The organism is Sphaerimonospora sp. CA-214678 (assembly GCF_050942215.1).
Classification (GTDB): domain Bacteria; phylum Actinomycetota; class Actinomycetes; order Streptosporangiales; family Streptosporangiaceae; genus Sphaerimonospora.
This window is the reverse complement of the sequence record NZ_CP192056.1, coordinates 2,395,950-2,415,326: the sequence shown is the minus strand read 5'-3', so window position 1 is coordinate 2,415,326 and position 19,377 is coordinate 2,395,950. Positions and strand designations below refer to the sequence as shown.

The window sequence follows — 19,377 nt, the reverse complement described above, 5'->3', positions numbered from 1 at the left end:
GTGACCCAGGTCTTGGCCGCTCGGCCCCGTCCGTCGACGGAGTTCCACACCCTGACCGTGACCGCCGTCGAACGGCTCACCGACGACGCGGTCGCCGTGACGTTCGATGTGCCACCCCCGCTGCGCGAAACGTTCGCGTTCGAGGCGGGGCAGTCACTGACCCTGCGGCGGGTCGTCGACGGCGTCGAGCACCGGCGCACCTACTCGATCTGCGCGGCGATTGGCGCGCCACCCCGGATCGGCGTACGTGAGATCCCGCAGGGCCTGTTCTCGTCCTGGCTGGTACGCGAGGTGAGGCCGGGCGACGGCATCGAAGTCCAGGCACCCTCCGGCGGCTTCCGCGTGGAGGCCGCCCCCGGTGGCCGGCACCTGTGCATCGCCGCGGGCTCCGGGATCACGCCGATGCTGTCGGTCGCGTCCACGGTCCTGGCCGACCCGGAGGGCGCTGTAACGCTCCTGTACGGCAACCGCAGGACCAACACGGTGATGTTCGCCGAGGAGCTCGCCGATCTGAAGAACCTGCACGGGCCGCGTTTCGACCTGGTGCACGTCCTCTCCCGTGAGCCACGGGACGTGGAGCTGTTCTCCGGCCGGCTGGACTCCGACCGGCTGCACAGGATCCTGACCCTCCTCGTGCCCATCGCCGAGATCGACCACGTCTGGCTGTGCGGCCCCCTCGCGATGATCGAGGACGCCCGCGACGTCCTCACCGAGCTCGGAGTAGAACCCGAGCGGGTGCACGCCGAGCTGTTCTTCGTGGACGAACCGCCACCGGCGCGGCGCCACCGAGACCCTGCGCTGAGCGGGACCGCCAGCGAGGTCACGGTCGTACTGAACGGCCGCGGCACCACGGCCGCGATGGCACGCGACCGCAGCATCCTTGACTCCGCCCAGGCGCAACGCGGCGACCTCCCGTTCGCATGCAAGGGCGGCGTCTGCGGCACCTGCCGGGCGCGTGTGACCACCGGCGAGGTCGACATGATCCGCAACTACGCGCTCGACCCGGCCGAAGTCGCCGCCGGGTTCGTCCTGACTTGCCAGACCTATCCCGTCGGTGAGGCGGTCACCGTCGACTACGACGCCTGAAAACGTCCCTGAGGAGACCCATGAGAGAGAGCTTCATCCTGGCCGGTGCCCGAACACCGATCGGCCGCTACGGCGGGGCGCTCGCACGCGTGCGCCCCGACGACCTCGCCGCGCTCGCGGTCGGCGAGGCCGTCCGGCGCGCCGGCCTCGACCCCGAACTGATCGACGAGGTCGTGCTCGGCGCCGCCAACCAGGCGGGTGAGGACAACCGGAACGTCGCGCGGATGGCCGCCCTGCTCGCCGGGCTGCCGGAGACCGTGCCCGGGTTCACCGTCAACCGGCTCTGCGCTTCGGGGCTCACCGCCATCGCGACCGCGCGTCAGCTGATCGCCGCAGGTGAAGCCGATGTCGTCGTGGCGGGCGGCGTCGAGTCGATGACCCGGGCGCCCTGGGTGATGGCCAAGCCCGAGAAGGCCTTCGCCAAGCCGGGCGCCACTTTCGACACCTCGATCGGCTGGCGCTTCACCAACCCCGGCTTCGGCGCCGACACCACCCTGTCGATGCCGCAGACGGCCGAGCGGGTCGCGGAGCAGTGGTCGCTGACCCGCGAGGAGCTGGACGCCTTCGCTTTACGCTCCCACCGGCGGGCCGTCGACGCGAGCAAGAACGGGCGCTTCGCCGAGGAGATCGTCCCGGTCCCGATCGGCGACGACGAGTTCGCCGTCGACGAGGGGCCGCGGGCGGACACCAGCATGGAGCGCCTCGCCCGGCTGAAGCCCGTCAACGGGCCGTACGGCGTGGTGACCGCGGGCAACTCGAGTTCCCTCAACGACGGGGCCGCCGCCGTCGTGGTGGCCGGTGAAGGCTTCATCTCCGAGCACGGCCTCGAACCGCGGGCGCGTCTCGTCGCGGCCGCGAGCGCCGGCGTCCCCCCGGCGATCATGGGCATCGGACCCGTCCCGGCGACGCGCAAGGCGCTGCACAGGGCGGGCTGGGGAGTCGGTGAACTCGACGCCGTCGAGCTCAACGAGGCCTTCGCCTCACAGACCCTGGCCTGCATCCGCGACCTGGACCTGGACATCGAGAAGGTCAACGCCGACGGCGGCGCGATCGCGCTCGGTCACCCGCTCGGCGCCTCCGGCACCCGCATCGTCCTCACGCTGCTCGGGCGGCTTGAGCGGGGCGGCGGCCGGCGCGGCCTCGCCACCATGTGCGTCGGCGTGGGGCAGGGCGCCGCGCTCGTCCTGGAGCGGGTGTGAGCGGCTCGCCGGTCGTCGTCGAGGCGAGCGCGGATCGCGTCGTCGTCACGCTGAACCGTCCGGACGTACGGAACGCCATCGACCAGCGGATGGTGGACGACCTGCATGAGCTCTGCGGCACCCTGGAGTCCGACCCGCGCGTCCTGCTCATCCGGGGCTCCGGCGGGACGTTCGCGGCGGGCGCCGACATCGCACAACTGCGAGAGCGCCGCCGCGACGACGCCCTGCGGGGGATCAACTCTGGCCTGTTCGACCGCGTCCGCAGGCTCCCCATGCCCACGATCGCCCTCGTCGAGGGCTACGCGCTCGGCGGCGGGGCCGAGCTCGCCTACGCGTGCGACTTCCGGCTCGGCACCCCCACGACCAAGATCGGAAACCCCGAGCCCGGCCTCGGCATCCTGGCCGCGGCCGGGGGCACGTGGCGGCTCGCCGAGCTGGTCGGGGAGCCGGTCGCCAAGGAGATCCTGCTGGCGGGCCGGGTGCTGGACGCGGACGAGGCGCACACATTGCGACTGCTCAACGAGGTCGTGGCCGCCGACGACCTGCCGGCCGCCGGCCACCGGTGGGCCGATCGGATCACCGCCTCGGCCCCGATCGCCGTGCGGCTCACCAAGGCCCTGTTCCACGCACCGCGCGACGCACACCCGCTGATCGACGACGTCGCGCAAGCGGTGCTGTTCGAGGCCACCGAGAAGCACGACCGGATGACGGCGTTCCTGGAACGCCGGAAGGAGAAGAAATGAGCGACCTGCCCACGAAGGTCGGCGTGTACGGCGGTGGCCGGATGGGCGCAGGCATCGCCCACGCCTTCCTCATCAAGGGCTCTGACGTCATCATCGTGGAGAGCTCGGGCGACGCGGCCGGCGCCGCGCGGACCCGGGTCGAAGCGAGCCTTGCCAAGGCGGCCGAGCGCGGCGCACTGGGCGCGGCCGGCACGCTGACGGTGACCACGGACGCCGCATGCCTCGGCGGCACAGAACTGGTCATCGAGGCGGTGCCGGAACTGCCGAGACTGAAGGCCGACGTCCTCGCGACGATCGAGAAGGCGGCTCCAGACGCCGTGGTGGGCACCAACACGAGCTCGCTCTCGATCGACTCCCTCGCGAACGCGCTCGCCGTCCCCGGCAGGCTGATCGGGCTGCACTTCTTCAACCCGGTACCGGCGAGCGCACTCATCGAGATCGTCGTCGGTCCCCGCACGGACCCGGCGCTCGTCACCCGGGCGCGGAAGTGGGTCTTCGACCTGGGGAAGACGGGCATCACCGTCACCGACTCACCGGGGTTCGCCTCCAGCCGCCTCGGCGTGCTGCTCGCACTCGAGGCGATGCGCATGCTCGATGAGGGCGTCGCGACGGCCGAGGACATCGACGCCGCGATGACGCTGGGCTACCGCCATCCCGCCGGACCGCTCCGGACCACCGACATCGTCGGCCTGGACGTACGGCTCGACATCGCCGAGCATCTCGAACGCACGCTCGGCCCGCGGTTCGCGCCACCGTCCGTACTGCGCGAGAAGGTCGCCGCAGGCAAGCTCGGCCGCAAGACCGGGGAAGGCTTCTACACCTGGTGAGCGCGACACGGTGAATGCCGAAGACCCGGTCCGGAGGCCGGCCGAGGCGATGCGAGTCCAGGGCGCCGTCGGCAATGCCCCGGGGTGGCCGGGGTGGCCGGGTTCAGCGGAAGCGGCCACCCCCCGGCGCGCCGATCACTCCCGGCGCCTGAGGCCGTCGAACGCGACGGTGGCCACGGCCTCGGCCAGTTGCCGGGCATCGTACCGGCCCCCGGGACGAACCCATTCGACGAGCGAGTTGACCATGCCGAACAGCAGCCGGCTGATCAGGTAGGGGTCGAGGTCGTCCCGCAGCGCGCCCTCGGCGACGGCCGCCTGCACCAACCCCGCCAGCCGGTCGTCAATGAGCCGCCGGCGGCGCAACGCCTCCTGCTCGACCTCCCCGTTTCCCCGGACCCGCAGCAGCAGTGTGACGGCGGGCAGGTGCGCGACGAGCACCTCGATACTGCCCCGCACGGCGCCGCGCAGCCGCTCGTACGCCGACCCCGTCCGATCCGCGTCCGCCGCGTCCAGCACCGCGGTGAGGTTGTCCAGCGCCTCGTCGAGGGCCTGCTCCAGCAGGTGGGTCTTGCTCGGCACATGGTGATAGATCGCCGACTTGGTGAGCCCGAGCTCCGCGGCGAGGTCGCCCATGCTCGTCGCGTCGTACCCCTGCCGGTTGAAAAGGTCGATCGCACGCCTGAGCACCGTCGCCTGGTCGTACCCGGGCCGTCCCCGTCGTGGCGTGGAGGCCGGTTCCCGGGCCTCCGCGGGTGTCGAGCTACTCATGCGGGCAGGCTCCCACATCCAGGTCCACCGCTGATCCCCCACTGGCCCGAGACCCGCGACATCTGCAATACTGACCAATAGGTCAGTAAATAGAAGAGGTGGCTATGGATTCCGTGCTGATCGAGCGCCGAGACGCCGTCGCTACGGTCATGATCAACCGTCCCGAACGCCGCAACTCGCTCAACGGCGACGTCAAGACCGCCCTGCGGAACGCGTTGACCGAGGTCGCCGCCGACCAGCAGATCCGCGCGGTGGTCCTCGCCGGGGCGGGTGGACACTTCTGTGCCGGACAGGATCTCAAGGAGCACGCCGACGAACTGAGCACGGGCGGCGCGGAGAGCGCGTTCTCGACCGTCGCCGAGCACTACGCGCCGATCGTGCGGAGCCTGGCGACCATGCCCAAGCCGGTCATCGCGGCCGTCGAAGGCAGTTGCGTGGGCGCCGGACTCGGCTTCGCCCTGGCCTGCGACCTCCGCGTCTTCGCCAAGAACGCGACTCTCGCAACCGCCTTCAGCGCGATCGGCCTCACCTGCGACTCCGGTCTGGCACACACCCTCCCACGTGCCGTGGGGGACGCCCGCGCCCGTCACCTGGTCCTGCTGGCCGAACCCTTCACCCCGGCCGAAGCCGTCCGATGGGGAATCACCGGCGACATGGTCGACCCGCACGAGACCCTCGCAGCGGCGACCGGCCTGGCCGAACGCCTCGCCTCAGGCCCGACCACCGCCTATGCCGAGACCAAGCGCCTGATCACCGAAACGTGGACCCGCACCCTCGACGCCACCCTTTCAGCGGAGAGCCGGGCGCAGAGCCGGGCGGGCGCCTCCACCGACCACACCACAGCCGTCCGCGCCTTCCTGAACAAGGAGAGGCCGGCCTTCGTCGGCCGGTGACACCGGAACGGCCGGGCACGGAGACGACGTGTGGCCGCCGACCGGCCGGTCGGCGGCCACACGTCGTGTACGGAGCTACTCGCCAGAGGAGGGGACGTGCGCGATGACATCCCACTGCACGCCCGCACCGGGCGCCGGCAGAGGATGGGGACCGCCCATGGCGACGCTGCTGAGCACCGGCGGGCTGTCCGGGAAGGCCTGGCGCCAGGACGTCAGCATCCCGGGCATGAACGCCATGTCGGAGAGGAAAGCCTGCACCTTGCACACCTCGCCGAGCGTCGTCCCGGCGGCCTCGCACAGGCCGGCCGTCTGCTCGGCGAGCAGGTCGGTCTGCCTTGCCGACGCGTCCCGGGAGAACGGGGCGCGCGGATCCGGCCGCGCACGATCGGGGACTCCCCCGCCTGTGTCGACGGGCAGGAGGCTGCTGGTGAAGAGGAACTCGCCGGCGTGCACGGCCTGCGGGGCGTGACCGTACGGCCTGGCGACACCCTCGACCTCGATCGTGCGGCGGGTCGTGGTGCCGTCGCCCGCCAGCAGGACGAGCGCGACCTCGATGCGCAGTCCCTTGATGACCAGCTGGGATCCGGTGACGACGGTCCTGGCGGGCGGCTCGTCCGGGAAGAACTCGCGCCACACGCGGTCCATCCCCGCGAAGTCGGAGGGGTGCGTGAGCGTCACGTCCGCCTTGACGCAGTTGGCCAGGGAAGCCCCCGCGGCCTCCGCCATCTTCGCCATCACCTCAAGCGTGTAGCGCGTCTGGGCCTCGATCTCCGAGCCCACCCAGATGTAGGGGTTCACCCGCGCCGCGGGAGCGATCATGCTCGGCTCGCCCATGTGGCGGTCGGCCATCCAGTCACCGTTGAAGTCCGTCGCACCGAACCCGGAGAGGAAGACCCAGTCGCCGTATCTCACGACCGGCGCATAGCCGGTCTTGGGCACCGGAATGTCGGCAGGCAGCGTCACCCCCTGCTTGCGGTCGCCCGTTCCCGGGTCCACGGCGATGAAGTCCAGCGCCAGCATCGCGTCGGGCACCGGCAGCTGACGGACGCCGATTCCGGTCGACGCTCGGAGGCGATCACCCACCATGGACGCGAAGTTGCGCGCGTACGGTGTCCCGGACGGAAACGCCGGCCAGTGCGAACGTGAGGCCGCGTACGAGTCGTCGTCCGGATAGGAGGCGGTGATCCACTGCCAGACCCGCAGGAGGTCGCTGCGGAGATCGCCCCCGGCTTCGGCGATGACCGCCCCCGTCGTGTCCAGAACCAGCCGGGACTCCAGACCCAGAGGTTCGTCGAGCCACGGGGCATGCGGATCGGGCCGCGCACCCGGCAACAGGCCGCTCTCGTAATCCGTCGCCATCATGGAGCCGCCGAACAGCCAGCCGCCGGCCCGCACGCCATGACTCCATCCCGGTGCGGGCGGCACGGTCGCCGGGGTGATGATCGTCCTAGTGCGGGCTCTCCCGCCGGCCTCGCTCACCTGCGATGCGGTGTCCATCGTTCCTCCCTCGTCCGCCCGCCGACCTGGGCATGGCGACGGCGAAATATTTACCGACCGATCGGTTTGTAGCACTGTACACAGGTTGGTACACCACTGCAATCTCGCGAGTATACTGGTGATATATTTAGACCTCTGGTATATCAGCGCCGTGGGGGATCGAAACGTGTCGTTAACCGACGAGGTCTACGCCAAACTCAAGGACGAGATCGTCCATGTCGTTCGACGCCCCGGTGACGTGGTGTACGAGGCCGAGCTGGCCGCCGAGTTCAGAGTCTCGAAGACCCCGGTCCGCGAGGCACTGCGGCTGCTGGCGCACACCGGCTGGATCGTCGTGCTGCCCCGTCGGGGCTACCTGGTCCGCCCGGTCGAGCTGCGCGACATCCGCGACATCTTCGCGCTCCGGCGCATGGTCGAGCCGACCCTGGCCGCGGAGGCCGCGACCGCGGCGACGGCGGATGACGTGGCCGCGCTCGAGTCGCTGGTCGCCCAGCAGTCACGACCGGGCGACGAGTCTCCTACCATCGCCCTCGACGCCGCCCGGCGCTTTCACCTCGCACTCGCCGACATCTCGGGGAGCCATCGCATCCAGTCCATGCTCAGCGAACTCGTGGACGAGGTACGGCGCCTGCACCACCTTCTGCCGAACGTCGCGGATCACATCACATCGGCCGAGGAACTGCGAGCTCACACACTCATTCTCGGAGCGGTGCGCGCACGCGATGCCGAAAAGGCCCGCGCCCTGATGACAGAACACCTCAACGAGGTGGCGCACACCCTGGTGAAGGGCTTCGCAGGAGGCTGATCGCACCGGCGCGGCGCCGGCGTCTCTTTGAGACAAGGCGGCACGGCCCCAGCCGGGCGGCCGGTCTCCAGGACGACCCGCTCGAAGAAGGCGGTAGAAGGCATGTCAAGTCAAACGGGACATCGGGGTGGTCACCGCTAAGCTGTCGCCTCCTCGGCCGTATCAGCCCGGTCGTCGTCAGGCCTGTTGATCCACGCCACGGTCGGAATCTCGGGCAGGCTCGGCCTGCGGGTGAACGCTGCGGGTTGGCGGCCCGGGGCAGAGCCGAAGACAGACCGTACAGACCCCTGGTGAATGCGGATGGAGCCGGGGGTCCGGCCGATGACGCGGGTGAAGGCGCCGTTGAACGCCGCTTCGGACCGGTAGCCGAGTTCGGTGGCGAGCTTGGCCCCCGTGATGTCCTACCTGTTCACGCAGTCTCGCTTCGGCGATGTTCATTCGCCAGCGGGTGAGGTAGGCGATCGGAGGTTCACCGACGAACCACGCCCTGGACGCCGCGCTCACCACGACCTCGGCGCAGTACGAGGATGCCCGCTTGGCGTTCGAGGCCACCTGGAACCATTGGAATCTCGCCCGCACCCTCACAAGCTTCGGAGCCCTGGCGTGCCTGCCGCCGCAAGCGCCAGTTAGCGGACCACCGGGAATTCACCGTGATCGTGCGTGTGCGGTCTGCCTTGCGACTCTAGGCGGCATATCCGTGCAGGAAGGCGCGGACTCCGGCGTCGGCGAGCCGTCGGGTTTCCTCGGGCGAGAGCGGGATCGCGCCATGGTAGGTGCGGGTCGTCGCGTCGCCGGCTACGAGCTGTACGAGGTGGACGGCGGCGAGATCGGCATCGGCGATGACGAGGTGGCCGGCATCGGCGATGCGGCGGAGGTGGTCGGCGATCTCTTTGCGGACACGCAGCGGGCCGGCTTCCTGCCAGCTCACCTGGCGCCGGACGCGCGTGATGCGGTGCGTGCGGCGTGGTCTGCGCAATCTGACGCACGAGCAGCGCACGGGCAAGGGGAAAGCCCGGCCGCTTGGTAGCGAATCCGGGCTCTGACCTGGTGTTTTTCGTGGTGGGCGATACTGGGATCGAACCAGTGACCTCTTCGGTGTGAACGAAGCGCTCTCCCGCTGAGCTAATCGCCCGGGACCACCGGCACCCCGTGGTGCCGACGGGAAAACCATACCGCACCGCCGGGGGTGCTGGCGAAAGAAAGGCCCGCCGCCTCCTCGACGGAGTTCTCCGGACCGTCCCCGGCCTGACGGTCTGGTGGCATAGCATCGTGATACTCCGCGCTCGACCGATACGCACCACCTACGATGCAGGGAGGGCCGACCACCACGCAAAGCAGGGGCATGATTGTGCCTGTTAGCGATGTTTGAGCAGGTAGATGACCGAATGTCAAGCTGTGATGTGCGTTACAGAAGGGCCTGGAGGCGGAATCTTTCCTACGGGCCTCTTCGTTCGCCTCGTAGCACGAGAAGCGGACGAAGCCCCGTCCTAGCAGCGAGAGAGCCCCTGTCAGGGGACCCGACGACGAAGAGGTTTGGCTGACGATGAACAGCACCACCGTCTCTGCCGAGCTGGGCCTTCGGCTTGTCGTCCCCGACCGTACGACCGTCCCGCTGCTCGCCGGGCTGAGCTACACGGCGGACGATCCGTACGCGATCCGGATGGCGTTCCATGTCGGGAACGACGAGCCGGTCGAGTGGATCTTCGCCCGTGAGCTGCTGACGGTGGGCATCGTGCGACGGGTGGGAGACGGGGACGTGCAGGTCTGGCCGGCCCGCTCAGAGGGTGAACGCTCGCTGCACATCAGCCTGACCTCCCCCTTCGGGCAGGCCCTGTTCGAGGTGCCGCTCGCCCCGCTGACCCAGTTCCTGCACCGCACCTACGAGCTGGTCCCGGCCGGCCGCGAGACCGACTTCATGGATCTCGACGAGGAACTCGGCAACATGCTCTGGAGCTCGTAGCCCACGTCCCCGGGCCCAAACCGTTACGAAACTCCCCTGCACCGGCCGCCTCGGCGGCATAGCGTCCCTAGTGGATCAGTTCTTCCACCCTGGGGGGCGCGCGATGAGACGAGCGAGGCCGCTGGCCGCGCTGGCCGGACTCCTCCTCATGGCCACCGCCTGCACCACGGCCCAGCCGCAGCCTCCTTCTCCCCCACCATCCGCCCAGCCTCCGGCACAGTCGCCGTCGGCGTCTCTGGGGCAGGACGAGATCAGCCACAGCGCGAACATGACGCTGGTCGCCAACGTGCCGCTCGGTCCGCCGTTCGACGGGCCGGAGGCGTGGGGCACCGATCTGGCCTTCCAGGGCGACTACGCCTTCGTCGGCAACTTCGAGGGATTCACGATCCACGACATCGCCGATCCGGCGCATCCGAAGGTGACGGCCCGGGTGAAGTGCCCCGGCGGCCAGAACGACGTCTCGGTCTCCGGTGACCTGCTGTTCGTCTCCGTCGACTTTCCCCGCGAGGACGACACCTGCGAGAGCGGCCCGGGCTCGTTCGGCGAGAACGCCTGGGAGGGCGTCCGCATCTTCGACGTCTCGGACAAGACCCGCCCCCGCTACGTGAAGTCCGTACGGACGCACTGCGGCTCGCACACGCACACGATGATTCCGGGGAAGAAGGCCGGCCGGCTCTACCTCTACACCTCCTCCGCCGGGCAGCCGGACTCCACGGTCTGCCCGTCGCCGCACCAGGGCATCTCCATCATCGAGGTGCCGGTCGGGAACCCCGAGGCCGCCCGGGTCGTGGCCGAGCCCCAGCTGTTCGAGAGCCGGAAGTCCGGCGGCGACGCCGGATCCTCCTCGTCCGGCTGCCACGACATCACCGCCTATCCGGAGAAGGGCCTGGCCGCCGCGGCGTGCTTCGGCGACGGCTGGCTCCTCGACATCTCCGACCCGGTGAAGCCGCGCGTGCTCCAGCGGGTCACCGACGTCGCCAACTTCTCCATCTGGCACGCGGCCACGTTCAACGACACCGGCACCAAGGTCGTCTTCAGCGACGAGCTGGGCGGCGGCATGATGGCGACCTGCGGCCTGCCCGTCTCCCCCACGAAGGGCGCCGACGCCATCTACGACCTCACCCCGGACCTGCGGCTGGAGCTGCGCGGCTACTTCAAGATCCCGCGTCAGCAGGGGCAGTCGGAGAACTGCGTGGCCCACAACGGGGCGCTGATCCCCGTACCCGGCCGGGACATCATGGTCCAGGCCTGGTACATGGGGGGCGTCTCGGTCTGGGACTTCACCGACTCCCGGCGTCCCCGGGAGATCGCCTTCTTCGAACGCGGGCCGCTGGGCCCGAAGCTCAGCCTCGGCGGCTCCTGGTCCGCCTACTACTACAACGGCCACATCTACTCGAGCGACATCACCAAGGGCCTCGACATACTGCGCCTCGACGATCCGCTCACCGATCCGGCCAAGTCGCTGCGGCTGACCGAGCTCAACGCCCAGACCCAGCGGTCGTACGGCGGGGCCTGAACGATCAGGGGTCGAGGTCGGCGGCCGACCGCTCGGCGAAGGCCTTCATCGCCGCCAGCGTGACCGGGCCGGGCGCCTGGGGCAGCGCCGTGCCGTCCACCATGCGGATCGGCTGGATGTCGCGGGTGGTGGAGGTGAGGAACGCCTCCTGCGCCTCGTGCAACGCGGAGATCGGCACGTCGGCCTCCTCGCCGCCGCACCACTCCAGCGTCAGCGCCCTGGTCACCCCGGCCAGGCAGCCGGAGGCGAGGGTGGGGGTCAGCAGCCGGCCGCCGGTGACGATGAAGATGTTGCTGCCCGTGCCCTCGCAGAGGTGCCCGGTCAGGTTCTCGAAGATCGCCTCACCGGCGCCGCGCTCCTTGGCGTACGCGAGGGCCTTGGCGTTGTCGCCGTACGACGTGCTCTTGACCCCGGCCAGCGCGCCGCGCTCGTTGCGCGGCCAGGGCACGACGGCCACGTCGGCGGTGGCGGGGAACGGCTTCTGCTCGCCCACGATCACGATCGTGGTCGGGCCGGCGGTGCCCCGGTCGGAGCCGAGCGGGCCCGGTCCGCTGGTGTAGGTGATCCTGATCCTGCTCAGCGGCCACTTCGGCGCCGCGGCCAGGCAGCGGCCGACGGCGTCGGCGATCGCGCCGAGATCGGGGTCGGGCAGGTCCATCCGCTTGGCCGACAGCGCCAGGCGGTCCAGGTGCCGGGTCAGGGCGAAGGCCTTCCCGTGCACCGCCTTGACCGTCTCGAACACCCCGTCGCCGACGATGAGCCCGTGGTCGTAGACCGAGACCACGGCCTTGTCCGGCTCGTAGAGCTCCCCGTTCACCCAGATGGGTACCGACATCTCCTTCTCCGTTCTCGTCTTCACGGCTCGCCCCCCGAAGCGAGCCCGATCAGCCGGGCGGCCTTCAGCTCGGTCTCCTGCCACTCCAGCCGGGGGTCAGAGCCCCAGGTGATGCCCGCGCCCGTGCCGAACCGGATCATGTCCTGCTCGATCCAGAACGTGCGGATTCCGACGGCCAGCGCAGCCTGTCCACGGTCGGCGTCGACCCAGCCCACGGCCCCACAGTACGGCCCCCGAGGCTGTGGTTCGAGCTCATTGATGATCCGCAGCGCGGAGGATTTCGGCGCACCGGTGACCGAGCCGGGCGGGAAGGTCGCGGCGAACAGCTCCGGCCAGCCGGCGCCGCGCAGCAGCCGCGCCCGTACGGTCGACACCAGGTGGACCAGGCCGGGATGCTCCTCGATCTCGAACAGCGAGGGCACGGTCACGCTGCCCACCTCGGCGACCCGGCCGAGATCGTTGCGGACCAGGTCCACGATCATCAGGTTCTCCGGGTAGTCCTTGTCGAGCAGGTCGCCGGCGGTGACCCCGGTCCCCTTGATCGGCCTGGACTCGATCACGTCGCCGCGGCGTGACAGGTACAGCTCCGGCGAGGCCGAGACGACCGCCAGTCCGGGCACGTCGATCACGGCGGCGTAAGGGGCCGGGTTGCCCTCGGCCAGCCGTACGGCGAGGCCGAGCGCATCCGCCCGTCCGGGCAGCGGCGCGGACAGTACCCGGCACAGGTTGGCCTGGTAGACCTCGCCGCGCTCGATGTAGTCCCTGATGCGCTGGACTCCGTGCTCGTAGCCGTCCCGGTCGAGCGAACTGCGCCATGCCGTACGGCCCGGCCCGATCCAGGGGGCCGCGGGGCGGGGCAGCGGCGCGCGGCGCACGTCACCGAAGCGGGCGCAGGTGACCTTGCCCTCGTAGGAGACGACGACCGCCCACCAGCCCGACCTGTCCAGGGCGGCCAGATCCGTGGTCACCTCCTGTAATTCGGTGGCCAGGAATCCCCCGATGTGGGCGAAGGGATCGTGCACGCCTCCATTCTCTCAGCCCGACCCGCCGGCCTCGGCACGCAGCGGCCGGGCAGCGCGCCGGCGGCCGGGAGGGGCACCGCTGCGTAGCCGGTCCGGCGTAGACGCCGGGTAGCCGGGAGGCGGTCGCCGCGGCGTCCTGACGTCAGGCGAGCGGGCCGACGGCGGACTCGGCCGCGGCGACCACGGAGCCGTCGGCGACGAGCCGGACGGCCGCCTCGATCTCCGGAGCGAGGAACCGGTCGGCGCCCGGGCCCGCCACGGTCTCGCGCAGCAGGGCGACGACCGCGCCGGTGCCGGGGGCGGGGTCGTACGGCCCGCGCAGATCGATGGCCCGGGCCGCGGTGAGGATCTCGACGGCCAGCACCCGGGTGAGGCCGTCCACGGCCCGGCGCAGCTTGCGTCCTGCCGACCATCCCATGGAGACGTGGTCCTCCTGCATGGCCGAGCTCGGGATCGAGTCGACGCTCGCCGGTGCGGCCAGGCGCTTGAGCTCCGACACGATCGCGGCCTGCGTGTACTGGGCGATCATGTGCCCGGAGTCCACCCCCGGGTCGTCGGCGAGGAACGGCGGCAGCCCGTGGCTGCGCGCGACGTCCAGCATCCGGTCGGTCCGCCGTTCGGCCATCGACGCGACGTCCGCGACCACGATGGCCAGGAAGTCCAGGACGTAGCCAACGGGCGCCCCGTGGAAGTTGCCGTTGGACTCCACCCGCCCGTCCGCCAGCACCACCGGGTTGTCGATGGCGCTGGCCAGCTCCCGCGACGCGACCAGGGAAGCGTGGGCGACGGTGTCGCGGGCCGCGCCGGCGACCTGCGGCGCGCAGCGCAGCGAGTAGGCGTCCTGGACCCGCGTGCAGGAGCCGTCCCGATGCGAGGCCATGATGCCCGAGTCGTGCAGGAGGGCGCGCATGTTGGCCGCCGCCGCCGCCTGACCGGGATGCGGGCGCAGCGCCTGCAGATCCGCCGCGAACACGTGGTCGGTGCCGAGCAGCGCCTCCACGCTCATGGCGGCGGCGATGTCGGCGGTCTTCAGCAGGCGGGTCAGGTCGTCGATGGCGAGCACCAGCATGCCGAGCATGCCGTCGGTGCCGTTGATCAGGGCCAGGCCCTCCTTGGCGGCCGGCTCGACCGGCTCGACGCGGGACTCCTTGAGCACGTCGGCCGCGGGCCTGAGCCGTCCCTCAGCATCGCGGACGACGCCCTCCCCCATGATCGTGAGCGCGACGTGCGCCAGCGGGGCGAGGTCGCCCGAGCAGCCCAGGCTGCCGTACTCGTGGACCACGGGCGTGATGTGGGCGTTGAGCAGCGCCTCGAGGACCCGCGCCGTCTCCGGGCGGACGCCCGTGTGCCCCGTGGCCAGCGTGTGCAGCCGCAGCAGCATCAGGGCCCGGGTCACCTCGATCTCCACCTCGGGGCCGGAGCCGGCCGCGTGGGAGCGGATCAGGCTGCGCTGGAGTCTGGCCCGCATCGACGGCGCGATGTGGAGGGTGGCCAGGGCGCCGAACCCCGTGGAGACGCCGTACGCGGGGGTCTCGGCCCGTGCGAGTTCCTCCACCCTGCTCCGGGACGCGGCCATCTCTGCGACGGCTTCGTCGGTCAGCCGTACGGCCGTGCCGTGCCGGGCTACCCGGACGACGTCGGCGAAGGACAGCGGCTCGGGCCCGACCGCAACGACCTCGTTGTCGCGCATCTTCCAACTCTCTTGAGGGTCGTGTCGTCTTCTGTAACCAGCGTATCGAAGACTGGGTCCTTACATTCGGATCGATTTGGGGAGCAGGCGGGAATTGGATAAGGTTCTCTGCGTGAGTCCGGCTCACGGACGGCACGCGGAAGTGGCTCAGTTGGTAGAGCATCACCTTGCCAAGGTGAGGGTCGCGGGTTCGAATCCCGTCTTCCGCTCGCGGCTACACCCGGTGGAGTGGCCGAGAGGCGAGGCAGCGGCCTGCAAAGCCGCGCACACGGGTTCAAATCCCGTCTCCACCTCATGAGGGCGATTAGCTCAGCGGGAGAGCGCTTCCCTGACACGGAAGAGGTCACTGGTTCAATCCCAGTATCGCCCACCACGAAGTCCCAGCTCAGAGGCCGGATCCCAAGACAGCGGATCCGGCCTTGATCGTTCGGCCGTCCTCTGACGGTCGCGCTCGTCGTCGCCTGCGGACACCGGTATGTCGGAGAAGGCTCTCCCGGTGAGCCGGGCGACCGGGCTGCCGGGCGGACGGCTTGGCGGTCGATCAGGCCGCCGCCGTCGCGACCTCGCTCGCCGGCGAGGCGCCCGGCCGGAAGGCCGTACCGGAATGTCCACCCCGTCTGATTCACGGCGAATGACAGAATCCAACCACCCTTGATCCGATGGATCCTCTTCATCATTTGATATCGGATTTTTCACGCCCTTTCTGACTCCGTCTCGCGCACTTTTTGCAGCTCCAGATAATCACCGGTGATGCGCCTTAAGGCGGGCCGGGTACGCACGGATCGATCGCGTCAGAATGATCAGCAGGCGATTCATCGCGCCGATCCGGCAACTGATGCGAATATATCCGATCACATGCCCGTGCATACTCTTCGGGAGAATTCGTGCGCAATTTCTTGCGGTGTGGTCCGGTGGTGGCGGCGCTCGCCCTGACCGCGGCGACCTTCGCCGTAACCCCGGCCCTGGCCTCCGACGACGACACCGGCACGAGCTCCGGTGCGCTCGTCCAAGACGTGACGTCGTCGGTCAATGGTCTCAAGTCGAAGGCGGCCGACGGCCGGAAAGCCGATGGGGCGGCCTGCGCTCCACCATATGTGCTGGGAAATCCGGCTCTGGGGCCGGAAATCCTCCCGGCGAAAGGCAACCTGGGCGAGATCGTACGGGGCTACACCCTGTACGGCGGCCTGCCCCCCACCGAGTTCCTCACCCGATATTTCAACGAGAAGGACAACACCTACAACTACCCGCCTGATTTCGGCTTCGCGCACCCCGGGAAGTCCGGCAACGCCAAGCCGATCATCTATCCGAAGCTCCTCCCCGTGGGATACAGGGTCGACCGGTTCGGCGGCGAGTCGGGGGCGTTCCTCTCGCCGTTCGGCACGCCGTACTCGCAGCGGGCACTGCCGCCGAGCAATCTCAACACCTTCTCCGGCGATCCCGCGCACAGGTGCAACTACCACGTCTACGAGGTGACCCGGCCGTTCGAGGTCGACGCGGGCCCCATCGCCGCGGCCTTCCAGCAGCCCGGCGAGGGGCTGCAGTTCCACACGCTCGCGAAGTACGTCCCCGGGGCGCCGGCGAACGACAAGGGAGAGGTGTCGATCGGCTGGCTGGCCGACAACGGCTACCTGGAGCGCCTGATCTGAACGGCGCCCGGGCCGGCGGACAGGCCGTCCCCGGTCTCCATGGCGGCCGCGCCTCCGTCGCCGCCACGGCGGGTATGAGACGTGGACGAGTGGCCGGATTCGATGGTGCGGCGGCACGGCCAGGTGATCCGTACCCCGTTGAGGGAGCGATGGTGCACGACACGCAGATTGTCATCGTGGGCGCCGGGGCGGCCGGGCTCTCGCTCGCGTACCGGCTGGCCGCGCCCCCGCCGGGCGGTCGTCCCCTCGATGTGACGCTCGTCGACGCACCACCCGGGCGGCTGCGGCCCCCGGAACGCACCTGGTGCTTCTGGGAGGAGCCGGGCGGTGAGTACGACGACGTGCTCACCGCCTCCTGGGAGCGGCTGCGTGTGCGCGGCCCGGACGGCGAACGCCTGTCGGGCCGCATCGATCCGCTGCGGTACAAGATGCTGCGCTCCGGGCCGTTCGAACAGCTGGTGCTGAAGCGCGCTCCGGGGGTGCCGCGGCTGGAGGCCGTCGTCGAAGCGATCATCGACCTGCCCGGGGGCGTCGAGGTGCGCGGCACCACCGCCGGCGGCGGGCGTCTCCGGCTGCGGGGCAGGTGGGCGTTCGACTCGCGTCCGCCGCGCGCGCTGCCGCCGGCCCGCACCACTCTGCTCCAGCATTTCCGGGGGTGGTTCGTCCGGACCACCCGGCCGGTGTTCGACCCGGCGGTGGCGGAGCTCATGGACTTCCGCACGCCGCAGCCCGCGACCGGGCTGTCATTCGGTTACGTGCTGCCGCTGGGTGAGTACGAGGCGCTCGTCGAGTACACCGAGTTCTCGCCCACGGTGCTCGATGACGCGGGGTACGAGCGCGCGCTACGGCACTACACGGGCGAGGTTCTCGGGCTGCCGCGCTTCGCGGTCACCGCCGCCGAGGGCGGCGTGATCCCGATGAGCGACGGGCGCTTTCCACGCCGCGTCGGGGCCTCGGTGTTCCGCATAGGCGCCGCCGGAGGCGCGACGCGCCCGTCGACCGGCTACACCTTCGCCGCCGTGCAGCGGCAGACCCGGGCCGTCGCCCTCGCCCTCGGCGAAGGCCGCTGCCCGGCCCCACCACCCGTGCACTCCGCGCGCGCCCGCGCGATGGACGCCGTGCTGCTGCGTGCCCTGGCCGGCGGACGTGTGGACGGCGCCGGCTTCTTCACGCGGCTGTTCCGCGAGGTGCCGATGGAACGGCTGCTGCGTTTCCTCGACGGAGGCACCGGGGTCCGTGAGGATGTGGCGATCGGGCTGCACACGCCGGTGCTGCCCATGCTGCGCACCGCCGCGGAACTCCTCTGGCTGCCCAGGCGCGCGTCGGGGGCGGCGTCATGAGCGGGGCGAGGGCCGCCATGCCCGGCCGCGACCGGCGGGCCCGCGTCCTCGAGCCGCCCCCCGGCCGCCGGCTCTGCGGCGACCCCGCACCCCGGGTGGCGGTGATCGGCGGCGGGATCGCGGGGCTCGCCGCGGCCACCGGGCTCGCCGAGCGCGGCGTGGCCGTGACGCTGTACGAACGCGAACAGAGCCTGGGCGGGCGCCTCGCGGGATGGCCGGTCACCCTGGCCGACGGCTCTGCGGCCACCATGACCCGCGGCTTCCACGCCTTCTTCCGTCAGTACTACAACCTGCGTGAGCTGCTGCGCCGGGTCGATCCGGCGCTGGGCATGCTCACCGGACTGCCGGACTATCCGCTGCGCGGCGCCGGCGGCAGGTGCGACGGCTTCGCCCGCGTACCACGCACTCCGCCCTGGAACGCACTGGGCTTCGTCGCCCTCAGCCCGTCCTTCGGACCGCGTGATCTGGCCGGGCTGAACGCGCTCGCCGCGCTGCCCCTGCTCGACGTCCGCGTGCCGCGGGTGTACGAGACGCTCGACGGCGTCAGCGCGCACGACCTGCTGGACCGGATCCGCTTCCCGGAGGCGGCGCGGCACCTGGCGTTCGAGGTGTTCTCGCGCAGTTTCTTCGCCGACCCCCGGGAACTGTCGGCGGCCGAACTGGCCCTGATGTTCCACATCTACTTCCTCGGCTCGGCCGAGGGTCTGCTCTTCGACGTTCCCGGCGAGCCGTTCCCGCATGCGCTGTGGAAACCCCTCGCCGCGTATCTCGCCGGACACGGCGTCGCTCTGCGCACCTCGACGGCGGTGCGATCACTGGAGCCGCTGCGGCCGGGCGGGTTCGCCGTGCACACCGCCCATGCCGCCGAGCGTCACGACGCCGTGATCCTGGCGCTCGACACGGAGGGCCTGCGCGGGGTGGTGGCGGCCTCGCCGAGGCTCGCCGACCCCGGATGGCGCGAGCGCGTCGGGCGGCTGCGCACCGCGCCCGCGTTCCTGGTCTCCCGGCTCTGGCTCGACCACCCGGTCGCGGCGGGCCGCCCCGGGTTCCTGGGCACCAGCGGGTACGGCCCGCTCGACAACGTCAGCGTGCTGGAGCGCTGGGAGGGCGAGGCGGCGCGCTGGGCCGCGGGAACCGGCGGGTCCGTGGTCGAGCTGCACGCCTACGCGGTCGGCGCCGGGTCCGACAGGCGGGCCGTACAACGCCGGCTGCTGGAAGAGCTGCGCACGGTATACCCGGAGACGCGCGCGGCCGGGATCGTCGACGAGCGGCACGAGTGGCGCGCGGACTGTCCGCTGTTCCCGGTGGGCGGCTACCGCGACCGGCCCACCGTACGCACCCCCGACCCGGCCGTGCTGGTCGCGGGCGACCTGGTGCGCACCGACCTGCCCGTCGCCCTGATGGAGCGCGCCGCCACGACGGGCTTTCTCGCCGCGAACGCCCTGCTCCGGCGGTGGGGCGTCCGTGGCCACACGCTGTGGACGGTGCCGAGGCGGGGACGGTCCGCCCTCCTGCGCACCCTGGCCCGGCTGAGCCGCGTGCGCTGAGGC

Annotated in this window: 17 protein-coding genes and 4 tRNA genes; 14 read left to right on the top strand and 7 right to left on the bottom strand. The window is 70.8% G+C overall.

The features are described from left to right. Genes paaE through ACQP1K_RS10985 form a run of 4 tightly spaced genes read left to right on the top strand, consistent with a single transcriptional unit; the run spans position 1 to position 3,855 of the window. The gene (gene paaE, locus ACQP1K_RS11000) at positions 1-1,086 is read left to right on the top strand and encodes a 1,2-phenylacetyl-CoA epoxidase subunit PaaE (protein ID WP_433500775.1); all 1,086 of its coding nucleotides are present in this window, start codon (positions 1-3) and stop codon (positions 1,084-1,086) included. A gap of 20 nt (positions 1,087-1,106) precedes the next feature. Beyond that, positions 1,107-2,285 (top strand): thiolase family protein, encoded by a 1,179-nt coding sequence (locus ACQP1K_RS10995; RefSeq protein ID WP_433500774.1) that lies wholly within the window; start codon positions 1,107-1,109, stop codon positions 2,283-2,285. After that, positions 2,282-3,028: an enoyl-CoA hydratase/isomerase family protein gene (locus tag ACQP1K_RS10990; protein ID WP_433500773.1), complete on the top strand. Its 747-nt coding sequence runs from the start codon at positions 2,282-2,284 to the stop codon at positions 3,026-3,028. The genes ACQP1K_RS10995 and ACQP1K_RS10990 overlap by 4 nt, the downstream gene beginning before the upstream one ends. Continuing rightward, on the top strand, positions 3,025-3,855 hold the full coding sequence (locus tag ACQP1K_RS10985; RefSeq protein WP_433500772.1) for a 3-hydroxyacyl-CoA dehydrogenase family protein: 831 nt from the start codon (positions 3,025-3,027) through the stop codon (positions 3,853-3,855). Before ACQP1K_RS10990 ends, ACQP1K_RS10985 begins: the two co-directional genes overlap by 4 nt. 135 nt (positions 3,856-3,990) lie before the next feature. On the opposite strand, the gene ACQP1K_RS10980 is transcribed toward ACQP1K_RS10985, so the two are convergent. After that, entirely contained in the window at positions 3,991-4,623 is a 633-nt protein-coding gene (locus ACQP1K_RS10980) for a TetR/AcrR family transcriptional regulator (RefSeq protein ID WP_433500771.1), read from the bottom strand. A 104-nt stretch (positions 4,624-4,727) separates the two neighbouring features. Between ACQP1K_RS10980 and ACQP1K_RS10975 the strand changes: the two genes are divergently transcribed. Beyond that, positions 4,728-5,516, top strand: a complete 789-nt coding sequence (locus ACQP1K_RS10975; RefSeq protein WP_433500770.1) for an enoyl-CoA hydratase/isomerase family protein — start codon at positions 4,728-4,730, stop codon at positions 5,514-5,516. A gap of 75 nt (positions 5,517-5,591) precedes the next feature. Here ACQP1K_RS10975 and ACQP1K_RS10970 read toward each other — a convergent pair whose 3' ends face one another. Next, on the bottom strand, positions 5,592-7,013 hold the full coding sequence (locus tag ACQP1K_RS10970) for a RidA family protein (protein WP_433500769.1): 1,422 nt from the start codon (positions 7,011-7,013) through the stop codon (positions 5,592-5,594). A gap of 166 nt (positions 7,014-7,179) precedes the next feature. On the opposite strand from ACQP1K_RS10970, the gene ACQP1K_RS10965 reads away from it, so the two are divergent. Then, positions 7,180-7,818 carry a GntR family transcriptional regulator gene (locus ACQP1K_RS10965; RefSeq protein ID WP_433500768.1) on the top strand — a complete coding sequence of 213 codons (639 nt, stop codon included), beginning with the start codon at positions 7,180-7,182 and terminating at the stop codon, positions 7,816-7,818. A 682-nt stretch (positions 7,819-8,500) separates the two neighbouring features. Here ACQP1K_RS10965 and ACQP1K_RS10960 read toward each other — a convergent pair. After that, complete coding sequence (locus tag ACQP1K_RS10960; protein ID WP_433500767.1) at positions 8,501-8,746, bottom strand: TetR/AcrR family transcriptional regulator C-terminal domain-containing protein; 246 nt, start codon at positions 8,744-8,746, stop codon at positions 8,501-8,503. A 129-nt stretch (positions 8,747-8,875) separates the two neighbouring features. After that, positions 8,876-8,950 (bottom strand) — tRNA-Val (locus ACQP1K_RS10955). 411 nt (positions 8,951-9,361) lie between these two features. Here ACQP1K_RS10955 and ACQP1K_RS10950 point away from each other — a divergent pair. After that, a complete protein-coding gene (locus ACQP1K_RS10950; protein WP_055482266.1) occupies positions 9,362-9,778 on the top strand; it encodes an SsgA family sporulation/cell division regulator in 417 nt (138 codons plus the stop codon). A gap of 103 nt (positions 9,779-9,881) precedes the next feature. Beyond that, positions 9,882-11,294 carry an LVIVD repeat-containing protein gene (locus tag ACQP1K_RS10945; protein WP_433500766.1) on the top strand — a complete coding sequence of 471 codons (1,413 nt, stop codon included), beginning with the start codon at positions 9,882-9,884 and terminating at the stop codon, positions 11,292-11,294. A gap of 4 nt (positions 11,295-11,298) precedes the next feature. On the opposite strand, the gene ACQP1K_RS10940 is transcribed toward ACQP1K_RS10945, so the two are convergent. The 3 genes from ACQP1K_RS10940 to hutH form a co-directional block, all read right to left on the bottom strand. Then, entirely contained in the window at positions 11,299-12,129 is an 831-nt protein-coding gene (locus ACQP1K_RS10940) for an aminotransferase class IV (protein WP_433500765.1), read from the bottom strand. 20 nt (positions 12,130-12,149) lie between these two features. After that, positions 12,150-13,151 carry an anthranilate synthase component I family protein gene (locus ACQP1K_RS10935; protein WP_433500764.1) on the bottom strand — a complete coding sequence of 334 codons (1,002 nt, stop codon included), beginning with the start codon at positions 13,149-13,151 and terminating at the stop codon, positions 12,150-12,152. Between the two features lie 142 nt (positions 13,152-13,293). Further along, positions 13,294-14,841, bottom strand: coding sequence for a histidine ammonia-lyase (gene hutH / locus ACQP1K_RS10930; protein WP_433500763.1), 1,548 nt, complete (start codon positions 14,839-14,841; stop codon positions 13,294-13,296). Positions 14,842-14,977: 136 nt separating this feature from the next. On the opposite strand from hutH, the gene ACQP1K_RS10925 reads away from it, so the two are divergent. From ACQP1K_RS10925 to ACQP1K_RS10900, 6 genes are all read left to right on the top strand, one after another. After that, a tRNA-Gly gene (locus ACQP1K_RS10925) sits at positions 14,978-15,050 on the top strand. Between the two features lie 13 nt (positions 15,051-15,063). Then, a tRNA-Cys gene (locus ACQP1K_RS10920) sits at positions 15,064-15,134 on the top strand. Between the two features lie 5 nt (positions 15,135-15,139). Beyond that, positions 15,140-15,214 (top strand) — tRNA-Val (locus tag ACQP1K_RS10915). A gap of 511 nt (positions 15,215-15,725) precedes the next feature. After that, complete coding sequence (locus ACQP1K_RS10910; RefSeq protein ID WP_433500762.1) at positions 15,726-16,487, top strand: TNT domain-containing protein; 762 nt, start codon at positions 15,726-15,728, stop codon at positions 16,485-16,487. A gap of 149 nt (positions 16,488-16,636) precedes the next feature. Beyond that, entirely contained in the window at positions 16,637-17,827 is a 1,191-nt protein-coding gene (locus ACQP1K_RS10905) for a lycopene cyclase family protein (RefSeq protein WP_433500761.1), read from the top strand. Beyond that, entirely contained in the window at positions 17,824-19,374 is a 1,551-nt protein-coding gene (locus ACQP1K_RS10900) for an FAD-dependent oxidoreductase (protein WP_433500760.1), read from the top strand. Before ACQP1K_RS10905 ends, ACQP1K_RS10900 begins: the two co-directional genes overlap by 4 nt. The last annotated feature ends 3 nt before the right edge of the window (positions 19,375-19,377 follow it).

What these genes read in the sequence shown, in the direction of transcription:
- ACQP1K_RS10980 (WP_433500771.1), bottom strand. Translation starts at nt 4,623, where the DNA reads ATGAGTAGCTCGACACCCGCGGAGGCCCGGGAACCGGCCTCCACGCCA.
- ACQP1K_RS10970 (WP_433500769.1), bottom strand. Translation starts at nt 7,013, where the DNA reads ATGGACACCGCATCGCAGGTGAGCGAGGCCGGCGGGAGAGCCCGCACT.
- ACQP1K_RS10900 (WP_433500760.1), top strand. Translation starts at nt 17,824, where the DNA reads ATGAGCGGGGCGAGGGCCGCCATGCCCGGCCGCGACCGGCGGGCCCGC.
- ACQP1K_RS10975 (WP_433500770.1), top strand. Translation starts at nt 4,728, where the DNA reads ATGGATTCCGTGCTGATCGAGCGCCGAGACGCCGTCGCTACGGTCATG.
- ACQP1K_RS10940 (WP_433500765.1), bottom strand. Translation starts at nt 12,129, where the DNA reads ATGTCGGTACCCATCTGGGTGAACGGGGAGCTCTACGAGCCGGACAAG.
- ACQP1K_RS10905 (WP_433500761.1), top strand. Translation starts at nt 16,637, where the DNA reads ATGGTGCACGACACGCAGATTGTCATCGTGGGCGCCGGGGCGGCCGGG.
- ACQP1K_RS10950 (WP_055482266.1), top strand. Translation starts at nt 9,362, where the DNA reads ATGAACAGCACCACCGTCTCTGCCGAGCTGGGCCTTCGGCTTGTCGTC.
- ACQP1K_RS10985 (WP_433500772.1), top strand. Translation starts at nt 3,025, where the DNA reads ATGAGCGACCTGCCCACGAAGGTCGGCGTGTACGGCGGTGGCCGGATG.
- ACQP1K_RS10995 (WP_433500774.1), top strand. Translation starts at nt 1,107, where the DNA reads ATGAGAGAGAGCTTCATCCTGGCCGGTGCCCGAACACCGATCGGCCGC.
- hutH (WP_433500763.1), bottom strand. Translation starts at nt 14,841, where the DNA reads ATGCGCGACAACGAGGTCGTTGCGGTCGGGCCCGAGCCGCTGTCCTTC.
- ACQP1K_RS10945 (WP_433500766.1), top strand. Translation starts at nt 9,882, where the DNA reads ATGAGACGAGCGAGGCCGCTGGCCGCGCTGGCCGGACTCCTCCTCATG.